The 22,301-nt window shown below is 36.3% G+C and carries 20 protein-coding genes and 3 tRNA genes; 14 read left to right on the top strand and 9 right to left on the bottom strand.

Annotation, left to right across the window (positions count from 1 at the left end):
* Window positions 1–2 precede the first annotated feature (2 nt).
* The 7 genes from nuoL (at window position 3) to OPR60_RS02585 (ending at window position 6,903) form a co-directional block, all read left to right on the top strand.
* Window positions 3–1,850, top strand: coding sequence for an NADH-quinone oxidoreductase subunit L (gene nuoL, locus OPR60_RS02610; RefSeq protein ID WP_065094385.1), 1,848 nt, complete (start codon window positions 3–5; stop codon window positions 1,848–1,850).
* A gap of 3 nt (window positions 1,851–1,853) precedes the next feature.
* Window positions 1,854–3,296, top strand: a complete 1,443-nt coding sequence (locus OPR60_RS02605) for a complex I subunit 4 family protein (RefSeq protein WP_265039963.1) — start codon at window positions 1,854–1,856, stop codon at window positions 3,294–3,296.
* A complete protein-coding gene (locus tag OPR60_RS02600) occupies window positions 3,293–4,657 on the top strand; it encodes an NADH-quinone oxidoreductase subunit N (protein WP_065094383.1) in 1,365 nt (454 codons plus the stop codon). Before OPR60_RS02605 ends, OPR60_RS02600 begins: the two co-directional genes overlap by 4 nt.
* Window positions 4,658–4,674: 17 nt before the next feature.
* Complete coding sequence (locus OPR60_RS02595) at window positions 4,675–5,547, top strand: biotin--[acetyl-CoA-carboxylase] ligase (RefSeq protein WP_265039961.1); 873 nt, start codon at window positions 4,675–4,677, stop codon at window positions 5,545–5,547.
* Window positions 5,544–5,681 (top strand): CcmD-like small membrane protein, encoded by a 138-nt coding sequence (locus OPR60_RS07010; RefSeq protein WP_167482792.1) that lies wholly within the window; start codon window positions 5,544–5,546, stop codon window positions 5,679–5,681. The genes OPR60_RS02595 and OPR60_RS07010 overlap by 4 nt, the downstream gene beginning before the upstream one ends.
* Window positions 5,665–6,057, top strand: coding sequence for a cytochrome c maturation protein CcmE (ccmE, locus tag OPR60_RS02590; RefSeq protein WP_065094381.1), 393 nt, complete (start codon window positions 5,665–5,667; stop codon window positions 6,055–6,057). Before OPR60_RS07010 ends, ccmE begins: the two co-directional genes overlap by 17 nt.
* 93 nt (window positions 6,058–6,150) lie before the next feature.
* Window positions 6,151–6,903: an IS5 family transposase gene (locus OPR60_RS02585; protein WP_265039632.1), complete on the top strand. Its 753-nt coding sequence runs from the start codon at window positions 6,151–6,153 to the stop codon at window positions 6,901–6,903.
* 198 nt (window positions 6,904–7,101) lie between these two features.
* Here the strand turns inward: OPR60_RS02585 and OPR60_RS02580 are convergent.
* Window positions 7,102–7,177 (bottom strand) — tRNA-Ala (locus OPR60_RS02580).
* Between the two features lie 320 nt (window positions 7,178–7,497).
* On the opposite strand from OPR60_RS02580, the gene OPR60_RS02575 reads away from it, so the two are divergent.
* A tRNA-Lys gene (locus OPR60_RS02575) sits at window positions 7,498–7,570 on the top strand.
* 19 nt (window positions 7,571–7,589) lie between these two features.
* On the top strand, window positions 7,590–8,843 hold the full coding sequence (gene nuoF / locus OPR60_RS02570; RefSeq protein ID WP_065094377.1) for an NADH-quinone oxidoreductase subunit NuoF: 1,254 nt from the start codon (window positions 7,590–7,592) through the stop codon (window positions 8,841–8,843).
* Window positions 8,844–8,871: 28 nt separating this feature from the next.
* On the opposite strand, the gene infC is transcribed toward nuoF, so the two are convergent.
* From infC to OPR60_RS02545, 5 genes are all read right to left on the bottom strand, one after another.
* Window positions 8,872–9,390 (bottom strand): translation initiation factor IF-3, encoded by a 519-nt coding sequence (gene infC / locus OPR60_RS02565; protein ID WP_065094376.1) that lies wholly within the window; start codon window positions 9,388–9,390, stop codon window positions 8,872–8,874.
* Between the two features lie 12 nt (window positions 9,391–9,402).
* Window positions 9,403–11,304 carry a threonine--tRNA ligase gene (gene thrS, locus OPR60_RS02560; RefSeq protein ID WP_065094375.1) on the bottom strand — a complete coding sequence of 634 codons (1,902 nt, stop codon included), beginning with the start codon at window positions 11,302–11,304 and terminating at the stop codon, window positions 9,403–9,405.
* Window positions 11,305–11,699: 395 nt separating this feature from the next.
* A complete protein-coding gene (gene nuoI, locus OPR60_RS02555) occupies window positions 11,700–12,182 on the bottom strand; it encodes an NADH-quinone oxidoreductase subunit NuoI (RefSeq protein WP_038199316.1) in 483 nt (160 codons plus the stop codon).
* Between the two features lie 126 nt (window positions 12,183–12,308).
* On the bottom strand, window positions 12,309–13,061 hold the full coding sequence (locus tag OPR60_RS02550; RefSeq protein ID WP_265039632.1) for an IS5 family transposase: 753 nt from the start codon (window positions 13,059–13,061) through the stop codon (window positions 12,309–12,311).
* Window positions 13,062–13,161: 100 nt separating this feature from the next.
* Window positions 13,162–13,914 carry an IS5 family transposase gene (locus OPR60_RS02545; protein ID WP_265039632.1) on the bottom strand — a complete coding sequence of 251 codons (753 nt, stop codon included), beginning with the start codon at window positions 13,912–13,914 and terminating at the stop codon, window positions 13,162–13,164.
* A gap of 196 nt (window positions 13,915–14,110) precedes the next feature.
* Between OPR60_RS02545 and mnmE the strand changes: the two genes are divergently transcribed.
* From mnmE to OPR60_RS02530, 3 genes are all read left to right on the top strand, one after another.
* Window positions 14,111–15,655 carry a tRNA uridine-5-carboxymethylaminomethyl(34) synthesis GTPase MnmE gene (mnmE, locus tag OPR60_RS02540; RefSeq protein WP_265039957.1) on the top strand — a complete coding sequence of 515 codons (1,545 nt, stop codon included), beginning with the start codon at window positions 14,111–14,113 and terminating at the stop codon, window positions 15,653–15,655.
* Between the two features lie 47 nt (window positions 15,656–15,702).
* Window positions 15,703–15,790 (top strand) — tRNA-Ser (locus tag OPR60_RS02535).
* 168 nt (window positions 15,791–15,958) lie between these two features.
* On the top strand, window positions 15,959–16,975 hold the full coding sequence (locus tag OPR60_RS02530) for an NAD(P)/FAD-dependent oxidoreductase (protein WP_265039955.1): 1,017 nt from the start codon (window positions 15,959–15,961) through the stop codon (window positions 16,973–16,975).
* Between the two features lie 964 nt (window positions 16,976–17,939).
* On the opposite strand, the gene OPR60_RS02525 is transcribed toward OPR60_RS02530, so the two are convergent.
* The 3 genes from OPR60_RS02525 to rpmF are packed head-to-tail and all read right to left on the bottom strand — an operon-like array spanning window position 17,940 to window position 20,119.
* Window positions 17,940–18,896 carry a beta-ketoacyl-ACP synthase III gene (locus tag OPR60_RS02525; protein ID WP_265039953.1) on the bottom strand — a complete coding sequence of 319 codons (957 nt, stop codon included), beginning with the start codon at window positions 18,894–18,896 and terminating at the stop codon, window positions 17,940–17,942.
* Window positions 18,889–19,926: a phosphate acyltransferase PlsX gene (plsX, locus tag OPR60_RS02520; RefSeq protein ID WP_065094651.1), complete on the bottom strand. Its 1,038-nt coding sequence runs from the start codon at window positions 19,924–19,926 to the stop codon at window positions 18,889–18,891. The genes OPR60_RS02525 and plsX overlap by 8 nt, the downstream gene beginning before the upstream one ends.
* Before the next feature lie 10 nt (window positions 19,927–19,936).
* Complete coding sequence (gene rpmF, locus OPR60_RS02515) at window positions 19,937–20,119, bottom strand: 50S ribosomal protein L32 (protein ID WP_065094662.1); 183 nt, start codon at window positions 20,117–20,119, stop codon at window positions 19,937–19,939.
* Window positions 20,120–20,718: 599 nt separating this feature from the next.
* Here rpmF and OPR60_RS02510 point away from each other — a divergent pair.
* Entirely contained in the window at window positions 20,719–21,501 is a 783-nt protein-coding gene (locus OPR60_RS02510) for an MlaE family ABC transporter permease (RefSeq protein ID WP_065094652.1), read from the top strand.
* Window positions 21,494–22,195, top strand: a complete 702-nt coding sequence (locus tag OPR60_RS02505; RefSeq protein ID WP_065094653.1) for an ABC transporter ATP-binding protein — start codon at window positions 21,494–21,496, stop codon at window positions 22,193–22,195. The genes OPR60_RS02510 and OPR60_RS02505 overlap by 8 nt, the downstream gene beginning before the upstream one ends.
* Window positions 22,196–22,301: the final 106 nt, after the last annotated feature.

The following is a 22,301-nucleotide window of genomic DNA, read 5'->3' as shown; positions in this document are numbered from 1 at the left end:
GTATGATGGATATACTGAAATTAATAGTATTTTTGCCACTTTTTGGTTCGCTATTTGCAACACTTTTTAGAAAAAGTCAGTTAGTTACAACGGCAGGGATTGGAATATCTGCAGTTTTATCTTGGTATGTTTTTCTCACCTTCTCTGAAAATTATCACTTGAGTTTATTTCCTTTGTTTTCATTAAGTGTATTAAAAGTAAATTGGGCAATTAGTGTGGATGCTCTCTCATCCTTAATGCTTATTGTTATTACCACCGTTTCACTAGTAGTCCACCTCTATTCTATCGGTTATATGGAGCATGATAAAGGGAAGTCGAGGTTTTTTTCTTACCTATCGCTATTTACGTTTTGCATGATTGTGCTGGTTGTAAGCGATAATTTCGTGCAGCTTTTTTTTGGCTGGGAAGGGGTTGGCCTATGTTCTTATTTACTCATAGGATTTTGGTTTCAAAAATATTCTGCCAATAATGCAGCACTCAAAGCATTTGTTGTGAATAGGGTAGGGGACTTTGCACTATTGATTGGAATCTTTCTTATTTATTATACATTTAATTCTCTAGAATTTGCATATATATTTGATACAACTGATTTTCTTGGCACTCAAAACATTCGTGTGTTCTGCTGTGAATTTAAAATAATGCATATAATATGCATATTACTTTTTATTGGCTGTATGGGAAAATCCGCGCAACTTGGCCTACATGTTTGGTTACCAGATGCAATGGAAGGGCCAACTCCTGTTTCTGCACTCATTCACGCAGCAACGATGGTAACAGCAGGTATATTTTTAGTAGCAAAGTGTTCTCCATTGTTTGAGTTATCAAATGTGGCACGAGAATTAATAGTTATCGTTGGTGCACTTACTGCTTTTTTTGCAGCCACCGTTGCGATTACTCAGAACGATATAAAGAAAATAATTGCTTATTCAACCTGCAGTCAACTTGGTTATATGTTCATGGCATGTGGGCTTTCTGCTTACAATGTTGCTATTTTTCATTTAATGACACACGCTTTTTTTAAAGCTCTACTATTTCTTGGTGCTGGCAATGTGATTCATGCAATGCATCATGAGCAAAACATTCAGAAAATGGGAAATTGCTGGAAGAAAATCCCTTGCACTTACACTCTCATGTGGATTGGGTCTCTTGCGCTTTCTGGAATATTTCCATTTGCAGGTTTTTACTCAAAGGATTTGATAATTGAACATGCTTATAGCACGGATAGCTTTGCTTTTGTAATAAGCTTAGTTGTTGCATTCTTCACAGCGTTTTACTCTTGGAGGTTATTGCTTCTTGTGTTCCATAGCCAAAAACAAAGTAAAATTAATATACATGAGGCACCAAAGATTATGCTTATACCATTACTGATACTTGCTTTTGGATCAGTATTTTCTGGAATATGGGGAGCAAATATTTTGAACATAACTAGTAATGCGTTTTGGAAATCAAGTTTAGTGATGATTGATGAGCATGGAGTTCATAATTTCTTTATAAAACTACTGCCAACCTTAGCAAGCCTAAGTGGAATAGCACTTGCGTACCTAATTTACCAATATCAAGTAATTAGGCAAATTAAGAGTAAATTTTTACTTAAGTTTTTGCAGAATAAATGGTACTTTGATGAGGTGTATGAGTTTGTTATAATTGCACCGATAAGGTTTATATCTAGGCTTCTATGGAAGTTTGATGTTAAGGCTATTGATTCATTTGGGCCAAATGGTGTTGTAAGGTTGGTTAATGAATGTTCAAAAAGTTCTATAAAGTTACAAACTGGTTATATATTTGATTATGCATTTATTATGTTTGTTACTTTAATAATCGGTGCTTTATATATTATTGGAATTAAATAGAAGGTGTTGTTACTTAGTATATTTTTGCTTCCACTGATAGGAGCGTTGATTTTATCCTTAATCAGGATTAATCATCAATCTATACACTTAAGATTCCTTGCTCTATTTTTTGCTGTACTTCCATTTTTGCTTAGCATTGTAGTTTGTATAGAATTTGATTATAACGATGCGGACTTTCAGTTTGTCAGCTACCCAATTAGAAATGTTGGAATAGGGATAGATGGTATATCGTTGCTTTTCCTTCTGCTTACAACTTTCTTGTTTGTAATTTGTATACTCTACAACTGCAAAATGAGTTATACAACCCTTAGGCCATATATGGCATTATTTCTACTGCTTGAGAGTTTTGTAGTCGGTTTTTTCGTTTCACTGAATGCTATAAGCTTTTATGTGTTTTTTGAAGCTGTTTTAATACCAATGTTCTTTATTATTGGCATTTGGGGAGGAAAACACAGGGTATATGCAACGTTTAAGTTGTTTCTTTATACATTAACTGGCTCATTATTATTTCTACTTGGATTGGTGTACATCTATAGCACTTTTGGGACGTTTAATATACAAAAATTAGCTACATTAGTGCCAAACCTTGATCTTGAAGTGCAGTCATTGCTGTGGATTGCATTTTTTATTTCTTTTGCAGTAAAAGTACCGATGTTTCCATTTCACACTTGGCTTCCTGATGCACATGTGCAATCACCAACTTCTGGATCTGTGATTTTAGCTGGCTTGCTTATTAAAATGGGGGGATATGGATTTTTAAGGTTTTCTATTCCAATGCTTCCTCAGGCAAGTTTGTATTTTTCAAATTTCGTTGTTGTGCTGAGCATTATTGCGGTGATATATGCTTCGCTAGTTGCGTTTGCTCAAGATGATATAAAGAAGTTAATAGCTTATTCTTCAATAGCACATATGGGGATCGTTACCGCTGGCCTCTTTTCATTTTGTGAGGAAGGAGTACTGGGTAGCATATTTCAAATGATTAGTCATGGCCTTATTTCTGCTGCTTTATTTTTATGTGTTGGAATGCTATATACTCGAACTGGGACTTTGGAGATTGCAAAATATTTTGGCATAGTAAACACAATGCCAAAATTTGGTTTTATGTTCATTTTATTTTCAATGGCTTCAATAGGGCTACCTGGAACATCTGGGTTCGTAGGTGAGTTTTTGGCTATGATTGGAATGTTTAAGAGCATAGGGTTTTTTACAGGATTTATCGCACTTGGCACTATTTTAAGCGCAGTTTATATGCTGAATTTATGTAAGCAAATAATATGGGGGGTTAGCTATTCTAAATTATTAAATAACCGCTTGGATAGCATAGAATTTTCTGTCTTAATTCTGCTTGCAGTGTTTGTTATTTTGCTTGGATTCTACCCAACCCTTGCACTGAATTATTTGAAGCCATGCATGGCAAATTTGTTAGTCAAATATAATGCGCTATGAACTATATACAGATATTGCCGGAAACGTTCTCTATTATCTCCTCGTTAGTGTTGCTGCTGCTTGGGATTATATTTAACCGCCGCACTATCAATTTACTAGCACTTGGCTGCACAGTGGTAACCTTGATTATTTTAATTCTTTCGGCAAAAAACAATGAAATTTTTCTCTTTAATTCGTTGTTAAAACTCAATTTATACATCAGGTCAGCCCAAGGGTTAATTCTCAGCACAGGAATTTTAATACTTTTGATGCTGAATTTATCAAAATATGACTATAAATATGAATTTTCAATACTGATTCTTTTTGCACTGTTTGGCATGATAACTTTGGTTTCAGCAAATAGTCTGATTTCTTTTTACTTAGCTTTTGAGTTGATGAGTATATCTTTATATGTTCTTGCGAGCTTTAATAAAGATTCAGCTTATTCATGTGAAGCAGGAGTGAAATATTTTACACTCAGTGCATTATCTTCCTGCATTATGCTATATGGAATGTCGCTACTTTATGGATATACAGGACAAGTCAATTTCTCTGAGCTCGGTTCATTCTTGCAAAGCCATCAGATAACTTATGGAATAGTTTTTGGGTTAGTTTTTATCCTTATTGGTTTGTGTTTCAAGCTTGCTATTGCTCCTTTTCATATGTGGGCTCCAGATGTCTATCAAGGTGCACCTACCATAGTAACTGCGTTTTTTTCTACGGCCCCAAAAGCTGCACTTGTAACATTTTTAATTCGATTGATGAATGAAGAGTTAGTAAATGTAAAAAGTTATGTTCAGCCTATTTTCTTATACGTTTCAGCATTGTCTGTGCTTATCTCAGCTTTTGGGGCCTTGCGTCAGCAAAACTTAAAAAGGCTGCTTGCTTACAGTTCAATTGGTCACATTGGTTTTATATTTGCTTCACTTTCTATTTTTACACAAGCAGGAACAGATAGTGCTTTAATGTATCTGGTGATATATATCATCACAAGCATAGGGCTATTCTCATATCTCGTACAAATTGACGATGACGATTGTGATATTGCAAATTTATCTGGTATAGGGAAGAAACGCCCAATTGTAGCATTTCATCTTTCTGTGCTGTTACTCTCGATGTCGGGAATACCTCCACTTGCGGGTTTTATCGCTAAATTTTTTATATTCAAAAGTTTAATAAATTCTGGCTTTATCAGCCTGTCCTTGATTCTTGTAATAGCAAGTGTGATATCATGCTACTATTATTTAAATATCATGAAAGTTATGTATTTTGATAAAGCTAGTGGTAATAAGGTTGCTTATTCTAAGGGCCTATTCATTATCACTTCGGTGGCTTCACTGATTAACCTCGTTCTTTTCTTGTACGTTTTACTCACTCATTGAACTAAAGGGCTGACAAAGTGACCCCTGAGGGCTTTCGTATTCATCATTACAAAGAAGTTTCAAGCACTAATAAAGAAGCGTTGGATTTAATTGGGAGAGGAATATCTAATGAAACTATTATTATTGCCGACAAACAAACAGAGGGTAGAGGGCGCACTGGAAAAAACTGGATTTCTCCAGAGGGTAATTTTTATGCGAGTTTGGTGATAAACCTCTTTAACGATTATCTGAATGAAAGCCAGCTTTCGGTGTCATTCCAGCGCGTGACGCTGGAATCTAGAAAAAAAGAAGAATGGATCCCAGTGTCAAGCACTGGGATGACATCAGAGGGCATTGGGATGACAGAGAAGGGTTTGGTGAATAAAATTGCGGATGTTAGCAAATTAACAGAATTGACTTTTGTTACTGCCCTTGCTGTTGGCAACACATTACTGTCACTTATAGCTGATAGTAACGTTCAATACAAATGGCCAAATGATGTCTTAGTTGATAGTAAAAAAATCAGTGGAATATTGCTTGAAAAAAGATCCAATTCGAATTGGCTCATTATAGGAATTGGAATTAATGTCAATCATGCACCACTTCCAGGAACAACGTGCATTAGCAATTACGGTGAGTCTGTGTCTAATACAGACCTGTTAAAAGAATTAATAATAAACTTTAATAAGCTAAGAAAGCAATGGCTATTTGATGGGTTTTATGCTATAAGAAAAATGTGGTTAAAAAAAGCATTCAAGATGAATGAGCAAATCAGTGTAAAGTTAGCTGACAAATTGTATGAAGGAATTTTTGCTGATATAGATAAAAGTGGTAAATTGGTGTTGCAGCAAAAAGATGAAAGCTTAATTTATTTTGATGCAGGTGAGTTATTTATTGATAATGCATTATGAATACATATGTAATTTTTGCTTACCTTATTAGTTTTACGTTGATTACCGGAGAACTGATTTTTACCATTTCTTGCTATATTAAAAGTAAAAAAATTCTAGAAAGCCTAAAAGATAATAATGAAGAAGAAACATAAGCGATTACTTATAACTTCAGGAATTTTCTGCTTTTTAAGCTGCATAGTCTTTTTTATTTTAACAACGCTCAAAGAAAATATCTCATTTTTCTATACAGTAAGTGAAGCCATAGTCTTGCCAAATAATCAAAAGCCAATCCGTGTTGGTGGAATGGTTGTTGAAAATAGCGTGATACGGAGCGAAAGTGAAGTGATTTTTCAAATGACAGATTTTAACAAAAGCGTTATGGTGAAATATCAAGGGATACTTCCACCAATGTTTTCAGAAAAAAGTGGTATTGTTGTGCAAGGTAAAATGTTTGATAATAGTACCTTTCTTGCAGATACGGTGTTTGCAAAACATGATGAGAACTATATGCCGAAAGTTTTAAAATAGATTCCTTAACCTAGGCTCTGTGGACAAAAAATATGAAAAGAGAGAAAAAGATGGTAGTTTAGCCTAATAGGTAAAAAATGGAGAAACTACCATATGCAATATTACATCAAAGAGGAAAATTGGAAACAAATTTTAGAGTTCATAAAAAGCGTAAAAGGAATGCACAGCAAAGATGAAAAACGTTTAAGAATATTCATAGAGGCAGTGTGGTACATAGTGCGAAGTGGTTGCCAATGGAGACTTTTACCAAAAACTTATGGTAATTACAGGAGTATACATAAGCGATTTAAAAGATGGTGTGAAAGAGATGTCTGGAAAAAATTGCTTGAATATACTAAACAAGAGCCTGATTTAGAAGTTGCTATAATCGACGGTACGATCATCCGAGCCCATCCATGTTCATCTGGATATACAAAAAACTCCAAGGATCAAGAAGCTTTAGGGAGGAGCAAAGGTGGCTTTACAACTAAAATACATGCGCTTGTCGATGCACTTGGAAATCCACTTAAATTTACTCTGACTCCTGGTCAAAGAAATGAAATTACGCAGGCACAAGTGTTGACCGAAAGTATCTATAACTCTACTGTAGTAGCTGACAAGGGCTATGATAGCAATGCCTTTGTTACAAGTCTTGAAGACAAGGGATGTACAGTAGTTATTCCGCCAAAACGGAATCGAAAAGTGCAAAGGTATTACGATGAGCATATCTACAAAGAACGTCATTTGATTGAGTGTTTTTTTGGTAAAATTAAAAATTTTAGGCGCATTTTTTCCAGATTTGATAAAACTGCTGAGGTTTTTATTGGTTTTCTCAATTTTGTTGGAGCTCTTGTATGGCTTCTCTAAAATTTTGTCCACAGAGCCTAACATTTATTGATTAATTTATTGTTAAATTGGTATATATTACAATTGTAATAACCAACATTACTTGTGTAGAGAAAAGTTACGAAAAGAAATAGAGATTTTCAGGGAAGTAGTATAAAATCCTCATAGATTAAAATAAGCTGCTTTGACAGGTTTTGTGGCGGCTAGAGCTGTATAGACTGGTGGAGGCAAGCGGGATCGAACCGCTGACCTTCTGCGTGCAAAACAGATGCTCTACCAGCTGAGCTATACCCCCAGGTAATTCTTGCTTAAAGCATAAATCACTCAGGCTGAAATGCAAGAAATATTTATCTATTAGGCTATTGCTAAATAGTGTACAAATTCTGCAGGGTGTACACACTTCTCTATTTTTTTGTCTCCTTAGCGTTATACGTCACACCATCCAAATAAATCTGTGAACTGAAAATTAACAAGAAGTTTTCCTTTAAAAATTTTTTAACTAAATTATCACTAACGCAGTATATTATATAATTTATTTAACCACACATGAAAATTTTAGTTTGATTAAAACGGATAAAAACTGTATTGATGTTTAGTATAGCTGAAAAATGAAATGATCCCGTAGCTCAGCCGGTAGAGCAACTGACTTTTAATCAGTGGGTCACGCGTTCGAATCGCGTCGGGATCACTCACAAATTTTGAAAAACATGCTAAAAGAACAAGACAAAATATTCACCAACCTAAATGGTAAAGGAACTCCACTACTTGAGGGTGCAAAAAAACGTGGTAGCTGGCAAAAAACAAAGGAGTTACTGGATTTAGGATCAGAAAAGATCATTGATGAAGTAAAGAAATCTGGTTTGAGAGGTCGAGGGGGTGCAGGATTTTCCACCGGCCTTAAGTGGAGCTTTATGCCCAAAAATCTCCCAAAAGCATATTTAGTAGTCAATGCAGATGAGTCAGAACCTGGTACATGTAAAGATAGAGATATATTGCGATATGAGCCACATAAGTTACTTGAGGGAATTCTCCTGGCCAGCAGAGCGATCAGCGCATCAGTTGCGTATATTTATATCAGGGGTGAATTTTATAATGAATATTTAGTTCTAAAAAAAGCACTTGAGGAAGCCTATAAAGAAAACTTAATTGGAAAAAATGCCTGCAAATCAGGTTATGATCTTGATGTGTTTATCCATAGGGGTGCAGGAGCTTACATATGTGGAGAAGAAACAGCTCAACTTGAATCAATTGAAGGAAAAAAGGGCTTTCCTCGCATGAAGCCTCCATTTCCCGCAGGTGTTGGACTTTTTGGCTGCCCAACCACAATAAACAACGTTGAAACTATAGCCATGGTTCCAGATATTCTGAATCGCGGAGGAGAATGGTTTGCATCTCTTGGTAAACCAAATAATACTGGTACCAAGGTCTTTTGTATTTCAGGGCACGTAAACAACCCGTGTAATGTTGAAGAAGAGCTCGGAATTCCATTACGTGAATTAATTGAAAAATACGCAGGTGGAGTGCAAGGAGGTTGGGATAATTTACTTGCTGTAATACCTGGTGGGTCTTCAGTGCCATTAATTCCAAAATCTATATGTGATACTATTGAAATGGATTTTGATTCATTAAGAACTGCACAATCAGGGCTTGGTACTGCTGCTGTAATAGTGATGGATAAATCAACTGATATAATAGCTGCAATAGAGAGGTTATCACACTTTTATATGCATGAGTCCTGTGGACAATGCACACCATGCCGTGAAGGTACTGGATGGATGTGGAGGATTATGAAGAGGATGGTGGCAGGAGATATTAAGCCTGATGAAATAGATAAGCTGCTTGACCTTACAACTCAAATAGAAGGACATACAATTTGCGCGCTTGGCGATGCTGCAGCTTGGCCGATTCAAGGATTAATAAGACATTTTCGCCATGTTATCAAAGAGAGAGCGATAGTTTAACTTTACTTATACTTCTTAAGCCGTTTTGCTACTTAGCAACCAGAGCTAAAAAATATTGATTCCCTTCTCTTTTAGGTGCCAATTCTACCTTTGCAATATCTTCAGTGTCTCGAATTAGCCGTTCTAATTTTTCCAGTCCAACTTCAGTGTTTATAAGCTCTCTCCCTCTAAATCTCATTGTGACTTTAATTTTATGTCCGTGGGCAAGTAAGTCTCTTGCTTGACGCAATTTTGTTCCGTAATCGTGATCACCAATATTGGGACCCAGTTTAATTTCTTTTATAGTTAATGTTTTTTGTTTCTTTTTTGCTTCACTTGCTTTCTTTTTTATATCATACTTTTGTTTGCTATAATCCAGAATTTTACATACTGGAGGGGTTGAATCAGGTGCAATTTCTACCAAGTCTAAACCAACACCCTGTGCAAGCTCCAAAGCTCGTTCTATTAGCACGATTCCGACCATTTCACCACTATGATCAACTAAGCGTACCTCCTTAGCTGTGATGAATCCATTAATTCTGTTTTTATTGTTCTTTTTAACTTGCAAACTTTAACTCCCTTAATTCAAATTAATACTTTTTAACAACAATTCAATAGCCTTCTCCAAAGAAAAAGACTCCTGTCTTTCCGATCCTAAATTTCTTACTGACACAGTTTTACTTGTAACTTCATTTTTGCCTACAATCCACAATATAGGAACCTTGTTTGAACTATGCAAACGTATCTTATAACTAATTTTTTCATTGGTCAAATCAGTCTTGACTCTCACACCTTGTTCTTTTAAAATATTGCTAATTTCTGTGGCGTAATCGTCAGCTTCATTTGTAATGGTCAGAATAGCAAGTTGCGTTGGAGCAAGCCAAACTGGAAATTTTCCTGCATAATTTTCTATCAAAATTCCGATAAAACGCTCAAAAGTCCCAAGAATTGCCCTATGTAACATGACAGGGTGATGCTTGTGCCCATCTGCCCCTATATAAAAAGCTCCCAGACGTTCTGGTAAAATGAAATCAACTTGTAATGTTCCACATTGCCAATTTCTGCCTATTGCGTCTTTCAAAACGAACTCTAACTTTGGACCATAAAATGCACCTTTACCAGGGCTCAGTTCATAACTCAAGCCCGCTTCTTTAACGGCTTCAAGCAGCGCTTTTTCAGCTCTATCCCACACTTCATCATTACCTGCTCTAATATCTGGACGGTCTGAAAATTTCACAAAAATTTCATTGAATCCAAGCTCTGAATATACTTCTTTTAAAAGGTCACAAAACTTTATAGTCTCAGAATTCACTTGTTCTTCCATACAAAAAATGTGTGCATCGTCTTGCGTAAAACCACGCACTCGCATCAGTCCGTGCAATGAGCCTGAGCTTTCATTTCTATGGCATGTGCCAAACTCTGCCATACGTATTGGTAAATCACGGTAGCTCCTGGTGTGAGAATTAAAAATCTGCACATGACAAGGACAATTCATGGGTTTTATTGCTAACTTTTTATTCTCAGATTCGTCAACAATAAACATATTTTCACGAAACTTATCCCAATGTCCAGATCTTTCCCACAGCTCTTTACTTACTAAAATAGGAGTTTTTACCTCAAAATAGCCATTATTTATTAGCTTCTTTCTGATGTAAGACTCAAGAACATTATATAGAATATATCCTTGTTCATGCCAAAAAACCTGCCCAACAGCTTCCTCTTGGATGTGAAATAAATCCATATCCTTAGCAATTTTGCGGTGATCACGTTTTTCTGCTTCTTTGAGGCACTCAAGGTAAGCGTTTAATTCATCCTTATTTCTCCATGCTGTGCCATATATTCGCTGCAACATTGGGCCCTTTGCATCACCTTGCCAGTATGCACCCGCTACTTTCATAAGTTTAAACGCTTTAACTCTACCGGTTGATGGTGAGTGCGGACCACGGCATAGGTCTACAAAATCGCCTTGTCTATAAACAGTTAGGTTTTCACTCTCTGGTATGGATGAGATAATATCAACCTTGTATTTTTCGCCTATACCACTAAAGAAATCAACTGCTTGCTTACGAGTCCAAACCTCTCGAACAAATCTGTGATTACTTTTTACAATCTCTTTCATTTTCTTTTCTATTGCAGCCAGATCATCCGTAGTGAAGGTACGATCTGTAGCAAAATCATAGTAAAAACCGTCCTGAATTGTTGGGCCGATAGTAATCTGAGTATTAGGAAATAGCTCTTTCACTGCCTGCGCCATTATGTGAGCAGCATCATGCCTTATTATATCTAAACCCGCTTCGTCACTCAGTTGTATTACCTCTATCTCTGTATCAGATTCAATTTCACGTGAGAGATCATATAACTCACCATTTACTTTCAATGCAACTGCTTCCTTTAAAACATTCGGCTGTAGTATATCAAAACCAGTAACTTTACCACTGTATTCTTTTACTTTTTGTTCGGTTGAAAAAGTAATCCTAACCATAAATAAACCTATACGGACATGTAGCTTGAAGGCGGTTTGCTTCTTCCAACGGTGTCATCCCAGTGTCACGCACATAGCCATACGAACATTCATTTTCGAAGGTAAATTGCACAGCAAATGGTGTCATTCCAGTGCTTGACACTGGAATCCAGCTTTTTTGTAATTTCATTGAAAATGTTGTATAGTGTGCTTGTTCACAATCAATTTTACTGGATCCCAGTGTCAAGCACTGGGATGACACCTTTGTGTTTGAGGCAAAACAGGCTATAACATTTAACATACTGCCCTCGCAAACAAATGTTCGTACAGTTGTGTATCAGCTACTGGGATGACACCACCCCTAGTGGGCACTGCCCCTAAATCATAATGGATAACAGGGTTATAAGCTCTGAACATTAATAATAAGGCCTATTCTTTTTTAACCTGAGTGCAATTGCGTCTTCCCAAACTTCACCATTACGCAATAACTTTTCTTTATTGTACATTAGCTCCTCTCTTGTTTCAGTAGCAAATTCAAAGTTAGGACCTTCAACAATTGCATCAACTGGACATGCCTCTTGGCAAAGTCCGCAGTATATGCATTTTGTCATATCAATATCATAGCGCGTGGTGCGGCGACTACCGTCTTCTCTTTCCTCTGCTTCAATAACTATTGCTTGAGCAGGGCAGATAACTTCACATAATTTACAAGCTATGCATCGTTCTTCACCGTTTGGATACCTACGCAACGCATGCTCACCACGAAACCTTGGACTTAAAGGGCCCTTCTCCATAGGATACCTCAAAGTAACCTTTGGCTTAAACATATATTTTAATGTAATAACAAACCCTTTAATTAACTCTACAAAAGACCAGTACCAAGCTAATTTCTTGAGCATAAAATATTTAAAACTTGTGTCAGTCATTATAAATCATATTATCAGTTTTCAAAATAAATATTTTCACCTGGGTGACTTTTACAGCTTTTCTATATAATACATTCACTAGGCTCTGTGGACAAAATTTTAGAGAAGCCATACAAGAGCTCCAACAAAATTGAGAAAACCAATAAAAACCTCAGCAGTTTTATCAAATCTGGAAAAAATGCGCCTAAAATTTTTAATTTTACCAAAAAAACACTCAATTAAATGACGTTCTTTGTAGATATGCTCATCGTAATACCTTTGCACTTTTCGATTCCGTTTTGGCGGAATAACTACTGTACATCCCTTGTCTTCAAGACTTGTAACAAAGGCATTGCTATCGTAGCCCTTGTCAGCTACTACAGTAGAGTTATAGATACTTTCGGTCAACACTTGTGCCTGCGTAATTTCATTTCTTTGACCAGGAGTCAGAGTAAATTTAAGTGGATTTCCAAGTGCATCGACAAGCGCATGTATTTTAGTTGTAAAGCCACCTTTGCTCCTCCCTAAAGCTTCTTGATCCTTGGAGTTTTTTGTATATCCAGATGAACATGGATGGGCTCGGATGATCGTACCGTCGATTATAGCAACTTCTAAATCAGGCTCTTGTTTAGTATATTCAAGCAATTTTTTCCAGACATCTCTTTCACACCATCTTTTAAATCGCTTATGTATACTCCTGTAATTACCATAAGTTTTTGGTAAAAGTCTCCATTGGCAACCACTTCGCACTATGTACCACACTGCCTCTATGAATATTCTTAAACGTTTTTCATCTTTGCTGTGCATTCCTTTTACGCTTTTTATGAACTCTAAAATTTGTTTCCAATTTTCCTCTTTGATGTAATATTGCATATGGTAGTTTCTCCATTTTTTACCTATTAGGCTAAACTACCATCTTTTTCTCTCTTTTCATATTTTTTATCCACAGAGCCTAGGCTCTGTGGACAAAATTTTAGAGAAGCCATACAAGAGCTCCAACAAAATTGAGAAAACCAATAAAAACCTCAGCAGTTTTATCAAATCTGGAAAAAATGCGCCTAAAATTTTTAATTTTACCAAAAAAACACTCAATCAAATGACGTTCTTTGTAGATATGCTCATCGTAATACCTTTGCACTTTTCGATTCCGTTTTGGCGGAATAACTACTGTACATCCCTTGTCTTCAAGACTTGTAACAAAGGCATTGCTATCGTAGCCCTTGTCAGCTACTACAGTAGAGTTATAGATACTTTCGGTCAACACTTGTGCCTGCGTAATTTCATTTCTTTGACCAGGAGTCAGAGTAAATTTAAGTGGATTTCCAAGTGCATCGACAAGCGCATGTATTTTAGTTGTAAAGCCACCTTTGCTCCTCCCTAAAGCTTCTTGATCCTTGGAGTTTTTTGTATATCCAGATGAACATGGATGGGCTCGGATGATCGTACCGTCGATTATAGCAACTTCTAAATCAGGCTCTTGTTTAGTATATTCAAGCAATTTTTTCCAGACATCTCTTTCACACCATCTTTTAAATCGCTTATGTATACTCCTGTAATTACCATAAGTTTTTGGTAAAAGTCTCCATTGGCAACCACTTCGCACTATGTACCACACTGCCTCTATGAATATTCTTAAACGTTTTTCATCTTTGCTGTGCATTCCTTTTACGCTTTTTATGAACTCTAAAATTTGTTTCCAATTTTCCTCTTTGATGTAATATTGCATATGGTAGTTTCTCCATTTTTTACCTATTAGGCTAAACTACCATCTTTTTCTCTCTTTTCATATTTTTTGTCCACAGAGCCTAGTATGATAGTACTGCATTAATATAAACTAGCAAGATAGATAAAAATTTTGAATATTTTCAAATTAGGTATTTTGGTTTCTTAAGTGTAATATTGCTAAGTAGTTTATATAAATAATGACAAACACAAATGAAACTATTTTCGCTTTGTCGACCGTATTTGGTAAGTCAGGAGTTGCAGTAATCAGAATTTCAGGCAATTACGCGCTTAAAGCTTTAAATCATTTTCATATTAAGAAAGAAATTAAACCAAGATTTGCTACTTTAGTTGATCTATATGATGATTCCAGTCAATTGATAGATAATGGAATAATCATCTATTTCCCTGCTCCAAACAGTTTCACTGGCGAGGACGTTATAGAGTTACAAGTGCATGGAAGCAAGGCAGTTATAAAAATCATCTTGGAGGAATTATCAAAAATTTTCGTTATGGCCAGGCCTGGAGAATTCTCACTTAGGGCTTTTCTAAATGGTAAATTTGACTTAACTCAAATAGAAGGGATTGCAGACTTAATTGATGCTGAGACGAAAATGCAAGCTAAACAAGCGATTAAGCAGATATCAGGAGAATTGGAGAGACTATACAGCAATTGGAGGCAAAGATTAATAACGATACAATCCAAAATCGAAGCATATATAGACTTTCCAGAGGATGTTTGGACAGAAAAAAATGAATTGGAAAAAATTAATAATGAAGTGCGAGCTCTTGTGCGGTTGATACAAGAGCATTTAAATGATAATAGACGGGGTGAAAGGTTGCGTGAGGGTTTACATGTTGTAATAACTGGTAAACCAAATGTCGGTAAATCAACTCTGTTTAATTTCTTAGCCAAGCGTGATATTGCTATTGTTTCTGAATATGCAGGCACAACAAGAGATATACTTGAAGCTCATATTGACATTGGTGGATACCCAATCATTCTCTCTGATACTGCTGGAATTCGTGAGAGTTCAGATCCAATAGAATCAGAAGGTATAAGTCGAGCGAAAAAGAGGTCTTTTGAAGCTGATTTAAGAATAGAACTATTTCCTTTTGAACAACGACACGATGTCAATTATCAAGCCACAGGCAATATACCATCTGTAGTACCAGTGCTTGACACACAACTATGCAAATATTGTAATCAACAAACGGTGTCATCCCAGTGCTTGACACTGGGATCCAGATATAAAAATACTTGCAAATTATGCAATAGACAATGGATTCTAGAAACATGTGCTGAAAACAATGTTCATGATGAGATAAGCTGGATTCCAGTGTCACGCACTGGAATGACATCAGACCAAAATGACACCATTTATGTTCTGAGCAAAGCTGACAATGCAGTTAGTGAAAAAAATATACTGGTTGGCGATGTAGATTTTCTACCTATTTCTATTTTAAAGGGAATAGGTACAAACAAGTTGATCTCCCTCATAAAAGAGAAGGCAGAGGAGAAATTTGGGCATGATAGAGACACTCCTGTGATTACTCGGCAAAGACATAGGAATCACATGAAGAAGGCACTGGAACATTTACAACGTTTTAATATCGATAATCCAATTGAGTTGATATCTGAAGACTTGAGGCTTGCTGCATTTGAACTTGGTGCGGTGATTGGAATTATTAATGTTGAGGAAATATTGAACAGTATATTTAGCAACTTTTGCGTGGGCAAGTAAAGCTTTTATAGATTGCTTAAAATCAAATGTTGTGATAGAAAAGAAATGGACGGATGGCCGAGCGGTTTAAGGCACCAGTCTTGAAAACTGACGTACGTGATGAGCGTACCATGGGTTCGAATCCCATTCCGTCCGCACAGCATCTCGCTATGCTAGCTGATTTTTAGAGCTTATTTGGACTATGTGGTTCATAACGCTGGAAATCTTGTCTAATCTAGCCACATCTTTTAAAAATACATCCCTTTGTAAATTGACCTTGTTAGCAAAGAAAGCTAATATCTATAAATAGATCACCATCTGAATATGGAAACCGATATCGTAATAATAGGTGCAGGGCCTGTTGGAATATTCACTGCTTTTCAAGCGGGAATGCTTGATATGAGATGTCATATAATAGATGTTTTGGATCAAGCAGGAGGACAATGCACAGCTCTTTACCCAGAAAAGCCAATATATGATATACCTGGTTATCCTGTAATTACTGCCCAAAAATTAATTGAGCGACTAATGGAGCAAGCTTCACCATTTGGGCCTGTTTACCATTTAAGTCAAAAAGTGGAAAAGATTTCAAATAACGAAGGTGAAAACTTTACTATCATAACGAACATAGGTACAGAGGTAAAATGCAAAGCCATTATTGTTGCTGCAGGTAACGGAATGTTTGAATCTAACCGTCCACCCTTAAGTGGTATATTAGAATATGAAAATAAATCTGTATTTTATAGTGTAAATAAAATTTCCGATTTTCAGGACAAAACTATAGTCATTGCAGGGGGGGGTGATTCTGCAGCTGATTGGACTGTAGAACTTTCTAAAGTTGCAAAGAAAATTTATGTGATACATAGGAGAAAGGAATTTCGCTGCACTCCTGAAACTAGAAATAAATTAGAATCACTTGAAAATGATGGAAAGATAGAACTGGTAGTGCCATATCAATTACACGAACTAGCAGGAGGTAATGGGCAGTTGAGCGCAGTGATAGTAAAAAACATTGCCTCTAAGGAAGAAAAAGAAATATCCGCTGATTTTTTGCTGCCATTTTTTGGACTGTCAATGAATCTTGGTCCAATAAACAATTGGGGTATACAGTTAGAACATGGCCGCATAGTTGTTGATCCGGCTACCTTAAAAACCAGTAGGGATAGAATATATGCAATCGGAGATATAGCTACTTATTCAGGCAAACTAAAGTTAATATTAAGTGGTTTTGCCGAGAGCGCAATGGCTTGTCATGACATATACAAAGTAATCCACAACTCTCCAGTCAATTTTCAATATTCAACTTTAAAGGGAATCCATGGAAAAGAAAAACTTGCTTGACACCCTTCGCCGGCCCCCTTATCATGACAGTGAAGCTATTGTATTTGCTTTCGCCAATCTGCAGATTAAAAGGTAAGGATTACTTAATGTATCGGCGTCTTATGTTCAATTTTTTGCAGTATATAGATACTGTATGTCTTTACAAAACTTCATCTACATCTAGATTTTTATCTAAATAAGCTGAACGCGCTTACAAAGCGTTACAAGACATCAAAAAATGCCAATACTCGACAAAGATAGTAAAAGACTAGCTAACTCGGGGATTCTTTGTCTTTTTTTCTGCTTGGTAAATTTCTTAAACATTTGCAGCGTAGGTTAGTTGTAATTAAAAGCAGCTTAATCTCGCTTGTCAAGCGTTTAAAACATAAAAAACGCCAATATTTTAAAGCGGATAATAACCACGGGGCTTCTTTTGCCTTTTTTTTCATTTGGTAAATTTCTTAATATTTATGGCTTAGGTTAGTTACAAATTAAGAGCAATATTCATGGAAATGGTGTCATTCCAGTGCTTGACACTGGAATCCAGTTTTCCATATAATCTCATCGAAAACGTTTTTCTATGCTAGTTTGCTTGTTTACAAGCAAACTTTCCTGGATCCCAGTGTCTGGGCACTGGGATGACATCGTAGAGGCACTGGCCTGACAACCGTCATCCCGCTGCTTGTTAGCGGCTTTGAGATACCGCGGCGGTATGACGGTTCGCAGCGGTATAGTAACTCGTCATCCCGCTGCTTGTTAGCGGGATGACGGGAAAAGAGGTGCTGGGATGACAACCCTCATAAAGTGAAATGAGATCCCGCTAACACGTAGCGGGATGACGAGAAAGGGGCTACTCGGATGACAACGAAGGGCTACTCGGATCTGGTGGACTCAAATCACAATGTTCGTACAGTTATGGGCTGTGCCTTATGGGTGCAACCTGTGATGTTCTACGAGTTGGGTGACAGGAGGTAATGCAGGAAGTTTAATAGCGCAGCAACACGGAACCCCAGGTCAGGCCTGCACCTATTGAAATCAGCAGTACCAGATTTCCTGATTTTATTTTTGATTCTTGTATTGCATAGTCTAAGGCCAGTGGAATTGATGCCGCTGAGGTGTTTGCATGCTTATCAACGGTATTAATCACTTTCTCTATAGGAAAATCTAATTTCTTTACTACTGCTTCAATAATACGAATGTTTGCTTGATGGGGAATTAACCAGTCAATATCAGTGATTTTCAAATTATTGCATTTCAGAGTTTCCTCTACTGAGGCTGTTAATTTATCCACTGCATGTTTAAACACTTCTCTTCCATTCATGCATATTTTTCCAGAATCACCAGTTGAGGATATCCCTCCGTTCGTACATAGTATGTCCACATTGCCATCAGAGTGTAAGTTTGTTGATATGATGCCGTTGCTACCCATTTCTGATTTTATTATCACTGCACCAGCACCATCACCAAAGAGTACACAAATTGATCTGTCTTCCCAGTCAACAATCCTAGACATTATTTCAGCGCCAATAACGAGCGCACATTTAATGCTATTGTTAGATTTGATAAGCGAGTCTGCGATTGTAACTGCATATATAAAACCAGAGCATGCTGCTTGTACATCAAAAGCAAATGCGTTTTTACATTTTAACTTACTTTGTATAATCGTTGCACAGCTAGGAAAAGTTTTATCAGGCGTTGTTGTGGCAACTATGATTAAATCAATTTCATCTACTGAAATTTTAGCTTTTTCTATAGCATTTCTTGCTGCATTTACAGCTAAGTCTGATGTTAACTCTCCTTCATCTGCTATATGCCTTTGAACTATTCCTGTTCTCTGCCTTATCCATTCATCGCTCGTCTCAACTATCGATGCAATTTCGTTGTTACTCAACATTTTTCTTGGTAGGTAAGATCCAGTGCTTAATATGAAACTTTTATTCAATATGACTTACCCCGTTAATTATCTTTTGATTTAAATTTTCACTAATTGCATTTACTGCAAATTTTATGGCATGGGCAAAAGAAATAGCATCAGAATTTCCATGACTTTTAATGATGATACCATTCAGCCCTAAAAACATAGCTCCACTTCTAATTTGGGGATTAAAACGCGTTAATGCTTTATTTAGTTTGGATTTTAACAATATACCAACAAGCATTTTCGCTATCCACGAGTTGAATACTTCCTGCTTTATTAGATTGATAAAGGTACTAGCGGTTGCCTCAGCCGTTTTGAGCATTACATTGCCAACAAAACCATCAGCAACAATCACATCTATATTACCCTCTAAAAATTCACTTGCCTCTATATATCCTTTGAAATTAATGCCAGAAGCGTTTTTAAGCAACTCAAAAGCGCCGCGCACTGAGTCATTACCTTTAACTTCTTCTGTACCGATATTTAGCAAAGCAACTTCAGGATTGTCAATTTTTAATGCTATTTTTGCAAATATACTACCCATTAATGCAAATTGGAATAACGAATCGGCATTACAATCAACATTTGCACCAAGGTCAAGCAAAGCGAAGCTTTTTGTCTTAGTTGGACAGATAGAGACAATAGCAGGACGATAAATATTTGGTAATGTTCCTAAAATAAATCTGGAAATTGCCATCAATGCTCCGGTGTTGCCTGAAGACACCACTCCGAAAGCTTTACCTTTTTTTACTGCCTCAATGGCAGCTTTCATACTTGAGTCTTTACGATGCCTCAGTGCAAAAGATGGCTTATCATTTGCAAGAACATTGTCAGAACAATGAGTAAACTCAGAATTGTTACTGACTTTTTTATATTTTGAAAGCAAAGGAGATACTTCTTCCTTATCTCCATAAATATGAAAAAAAACTTTAATGCCTGGGTCAACAAGGTTGTCTAAAAAAAAACCAGCACCCTGAATTACGGAAAGAGGCGCAAAATCGCCCCCCATAGCGTCAAGTGCAATAACTATATTATTATTGACCGTAGGTAACATATCATAATAGTCACTCTGCCTGTTGCTTGATGAAAACCCGTTTTCCTTTGTAACTGCCATCAACTGCTACGTTATGAGGCAACATGAATTCCCCAGTTGTTGAACACACCACAATATTCTTAGGCTGAATAGCATGATGAGAACGATGCATATTACGCCTTGACTTTGACTTTTTTCTTTTTGGAACTGCCAAAATTTCCTCCATTCTACTACAAAATACAATACATTAGTAACATGTTTTTTACAGGAAGTAAACAGGGATAGTAAAATAAGTAAGGTTTGCTTATGTAATTGAGTTCTATAGCTAAAGTGGCTCTACAATTTGAAAAACCGTCATTCCGCTACTCGTTAGCGGAATCTATACCGCGAATGAATCCATAGCTGTATGAACATTCATTTTTGAAGGTAAATTGCACAACAGATGATGTCATTCCAGTGCTTGACACTGGAATCCAGAAATTTTGCTTATAACTGAGCTGATGAGCTAAAGGTAGTTGTCTTACGCTAAAACAAACGTTTTTAATTAAGTTGCATAGAAGCTGGATCCCAGTGTCTGGGCACTGGGATGACACCCCACTGGTGGGAATTGCTCCCAAACTACAACGTTCGTACAGTTGTGGATACCGTGGCGGTATGACGTAGGGAAACCTTTCTTGGGTTAGCTATATGAGCTTTAAATTAAAACATCAAGTATGTTGAACTTAAAACATATCTCAGCTATACTTTGCGATAAAGTTAATAAAAATTTTAATAAAATCAGTAAGACTAACCTCTAGCTAAAATGAATACAAAGTGAGCTTTTTTGATATAAATAGTGTTAGGATAATTGGTAGGTACTTTATCAATTTTTTGTTAAGGCTTGGTAGTGCATTCATATTTTTTATTCAATCTCTATACCACTGCCTTGTGCCGCCATATTATTTTAGCAACGTAGCAAGACAAATTATAGAGATAGGCTTTTTCTCTCTGCCAATTGTTGGGCTCACTGGAGTTTTTATAGGAGCGGCGATAGTTTTACAAAGTAGCTTGAGTGACCCATTAATTAACCAAGAACAGATAATACCCAAACTTGTTACGATCACTATCATTAAAGAGTTAGGACCAGTTTTGATCAGCTTAATAATGGTAGGAAAGGTTGGATCATCAGTTGCAGCAGAAATTGGTACGATGCGCATCACCGAGCAAATAGATGCCCTTACAACTTTGAACATTAACCCTTTCAAATATTTAATTGCACCAAGGATTTTAGCGTCAATCATAGTATTTCCCATACTTACAGTATGTGCAGATCTAATAGGAATATTTGGAGGATATGTCACTGCAGTCTTCGAATTTAACCACAATCTAAATATATACATTAAATACACAGCTCAGTTCTTTAATACGTACGATTTTGTAACTGGGCTAGCTAAAGCAACTGCTTTTGGCGCCATAATTTCTGTCTCAAGTTGCTATTACGGTTACCATTGCAAAGAAGGTGCACGAGGAGTAGGTGTTGCTACAACATCAACTGTTGTTTTATCGTCCATACTGATCATTTTAGCAAACTACATGATTACTTTGATACATGCGTAACCCTATAATATCAATATCGAACTTAAGCTTATCTTTTGATGACAGGACAGTACTAAAAGATCTAAATCTTGATATATCAAAAGGGGAATCATTAGTCATACTTGGCGGCTCAGGAAGCGGCAAATCTGTATTAACAAAAATAATCATTGGCTTGCTGACACCAGACTCAGGGTCTATTAAAATAAATAGTAAAAGCAAAAATAAATTTGGGGTTTTATTTCAAAATTCCGCTTTATTTGACTATGTTACAGTGTGGGAAAATATATCTTTTAATTATAAAAAACGCTTTAATATCAGCAAAAAGGAGGCAAAACAGCTAGCAATTGAAAAGCTAAATGATGTTGGATTGGAAGAAAATATAGCAGATATGTTTCCAATAGAGCTATCAGGTGGAATGAAAAAAAGAGTGGCACTTGCAAGGGCAATTGCACACAACCCAGAAATCATCATATTGGATGAACCAACTTCAGGATTGGACCCAATTATGTCAGATATAGTAAACGAGATAATAATAAAATTATCTAGAGATCTTAACCCTACAATTATCACGATTACACATGATATTCATAGCGCATTTAAAATAGCTGATAAAATAGCAGTATTATATGAAGGGGAGATCATTTCCCATGGAACTGTTCAGGAAATACAAAATACTAATAACGAATATATAAAAAAATTCATTCATTATATATAGCTAAAGATATATACACTATTGCTAACAGTCATATTTTTAAGTTTTAACTTTGTAAAAGGTAGTGGACATTGGAATTCAGATTTTTTTCAAACTGGGCCCTATATCA

This window comes from Wolbachia endosymbiont (group A) of Trypoxylon clavicerum, from assembly GCF_947251665.1.
GTDB classification, from domain to species: domain Bacteria; phylum Pseudomonadota; class Alphaproteobacteria; order Rickettsiales; family Anaplasmataceae; genus Wolbachia; species Wolbachia pipientis.
The sequence above is the reverse complement of the archived record's forward strand: the minus strand, read 5'-3'. Positions and strand labels throughout refer to the sequence as shown.

Excerpts from the sequence above, each read along its gene's own strand:
- nuoI (WP_038199316.1), bottom strand. The coding sequence starts at position 12,182 with ATGCTCAAGAAATTAGCTTGGTACTGGTCTTTTGTAGAGTTAATTAAA.
- OPR60_RS02545 (WP_265039632.1), bottom strand. The coding sequence starts at position 13,914 with ATGCAATATTACATCAAAGAGGAAAATTGGAAACAAATTTTAGAGTTC.
- OPR60_RS07010 (WP_167482792.1), top strand. The coding sequence starts at position 5,544 with ATGAATACATATGTAATTTTTGCTTACCTTATTAGTTTTACGTTGATT.
- nuoF (WP_065094377.1), top strand. The coding sequence starts at position 7,590 with ATGCTAAAAGAACAAGACAAAATATTCACCAACCTAAATGGTAAAGGA.
- thrS (WP_065094375.1), bottom strand. The coding sequence starts at position 11,304 with ATGGTTAGGATTACTTTTTCAACCGAACAAAAAGTAAAAGAATACAGT.
- OPR60_RS02600 (WP_065094383.1), top strand. The coding sequence starts at position 3,293 with ATGAACTATATACAGATATTGCCGGAAACGTTCTCTATTATCTCCTCG.
- OPR60_RS02585 (WP_265039632.1), top strand. The coding sequence starts at position 6,151 with ATGCAATATTACATCAAAGAGGAAAATTGGAAACAAATTTTAGAGTTC.
- plsX (WP_065094651.1), bottom strand. The coding sequence starts at position 19,926 with ATGTTACCTACGGTCAATAATAATATAGTTATTGCACTTGACGCTATG.
- OPR60_RS02505 (WP_065094653.1), top strand. The coding sequence starts at position 21,494 with ATGCGTAACCCTATAATATCAATATCGAACTTAAGCTTATCTTTTGAT.
- OPR60_RS02530 (WP_265039955.1), top strand. The coding sequence starts at position 15,959 with ATGGAAACCGATATCGTAATAATAGGTGCAGGGCCTGTTGGAATATTC.
- nuoL (WP_065094385.1), top strand. The coding sequence starts at position 3 with ATGATGGATATACTGAAATTAATAGTATTTTTGCCACTTTTTGGTTCG.
- OPR60_RS02550 (WP_265039632.1), bottom strand. The coding sequence starts at position 13,061 with ATGCAATATTACATCAAAGAGGAAAATTGGAAACAAATTTTAGAGTTC.
- mnmE (WP_265039957.1), top strand. The coding sequence starts at position 14,111 with ATGACAAACACAAATGAAACTATTTTCGCTTTGTCGACCGTATTTGGT.
- ccmE (WP_065094381.1), top strand. The coding sequence starts at position 5,665 with ATGAAGAAGAAACATAAGCGATTACTTATAACTTCAGGAATTTTCTGC.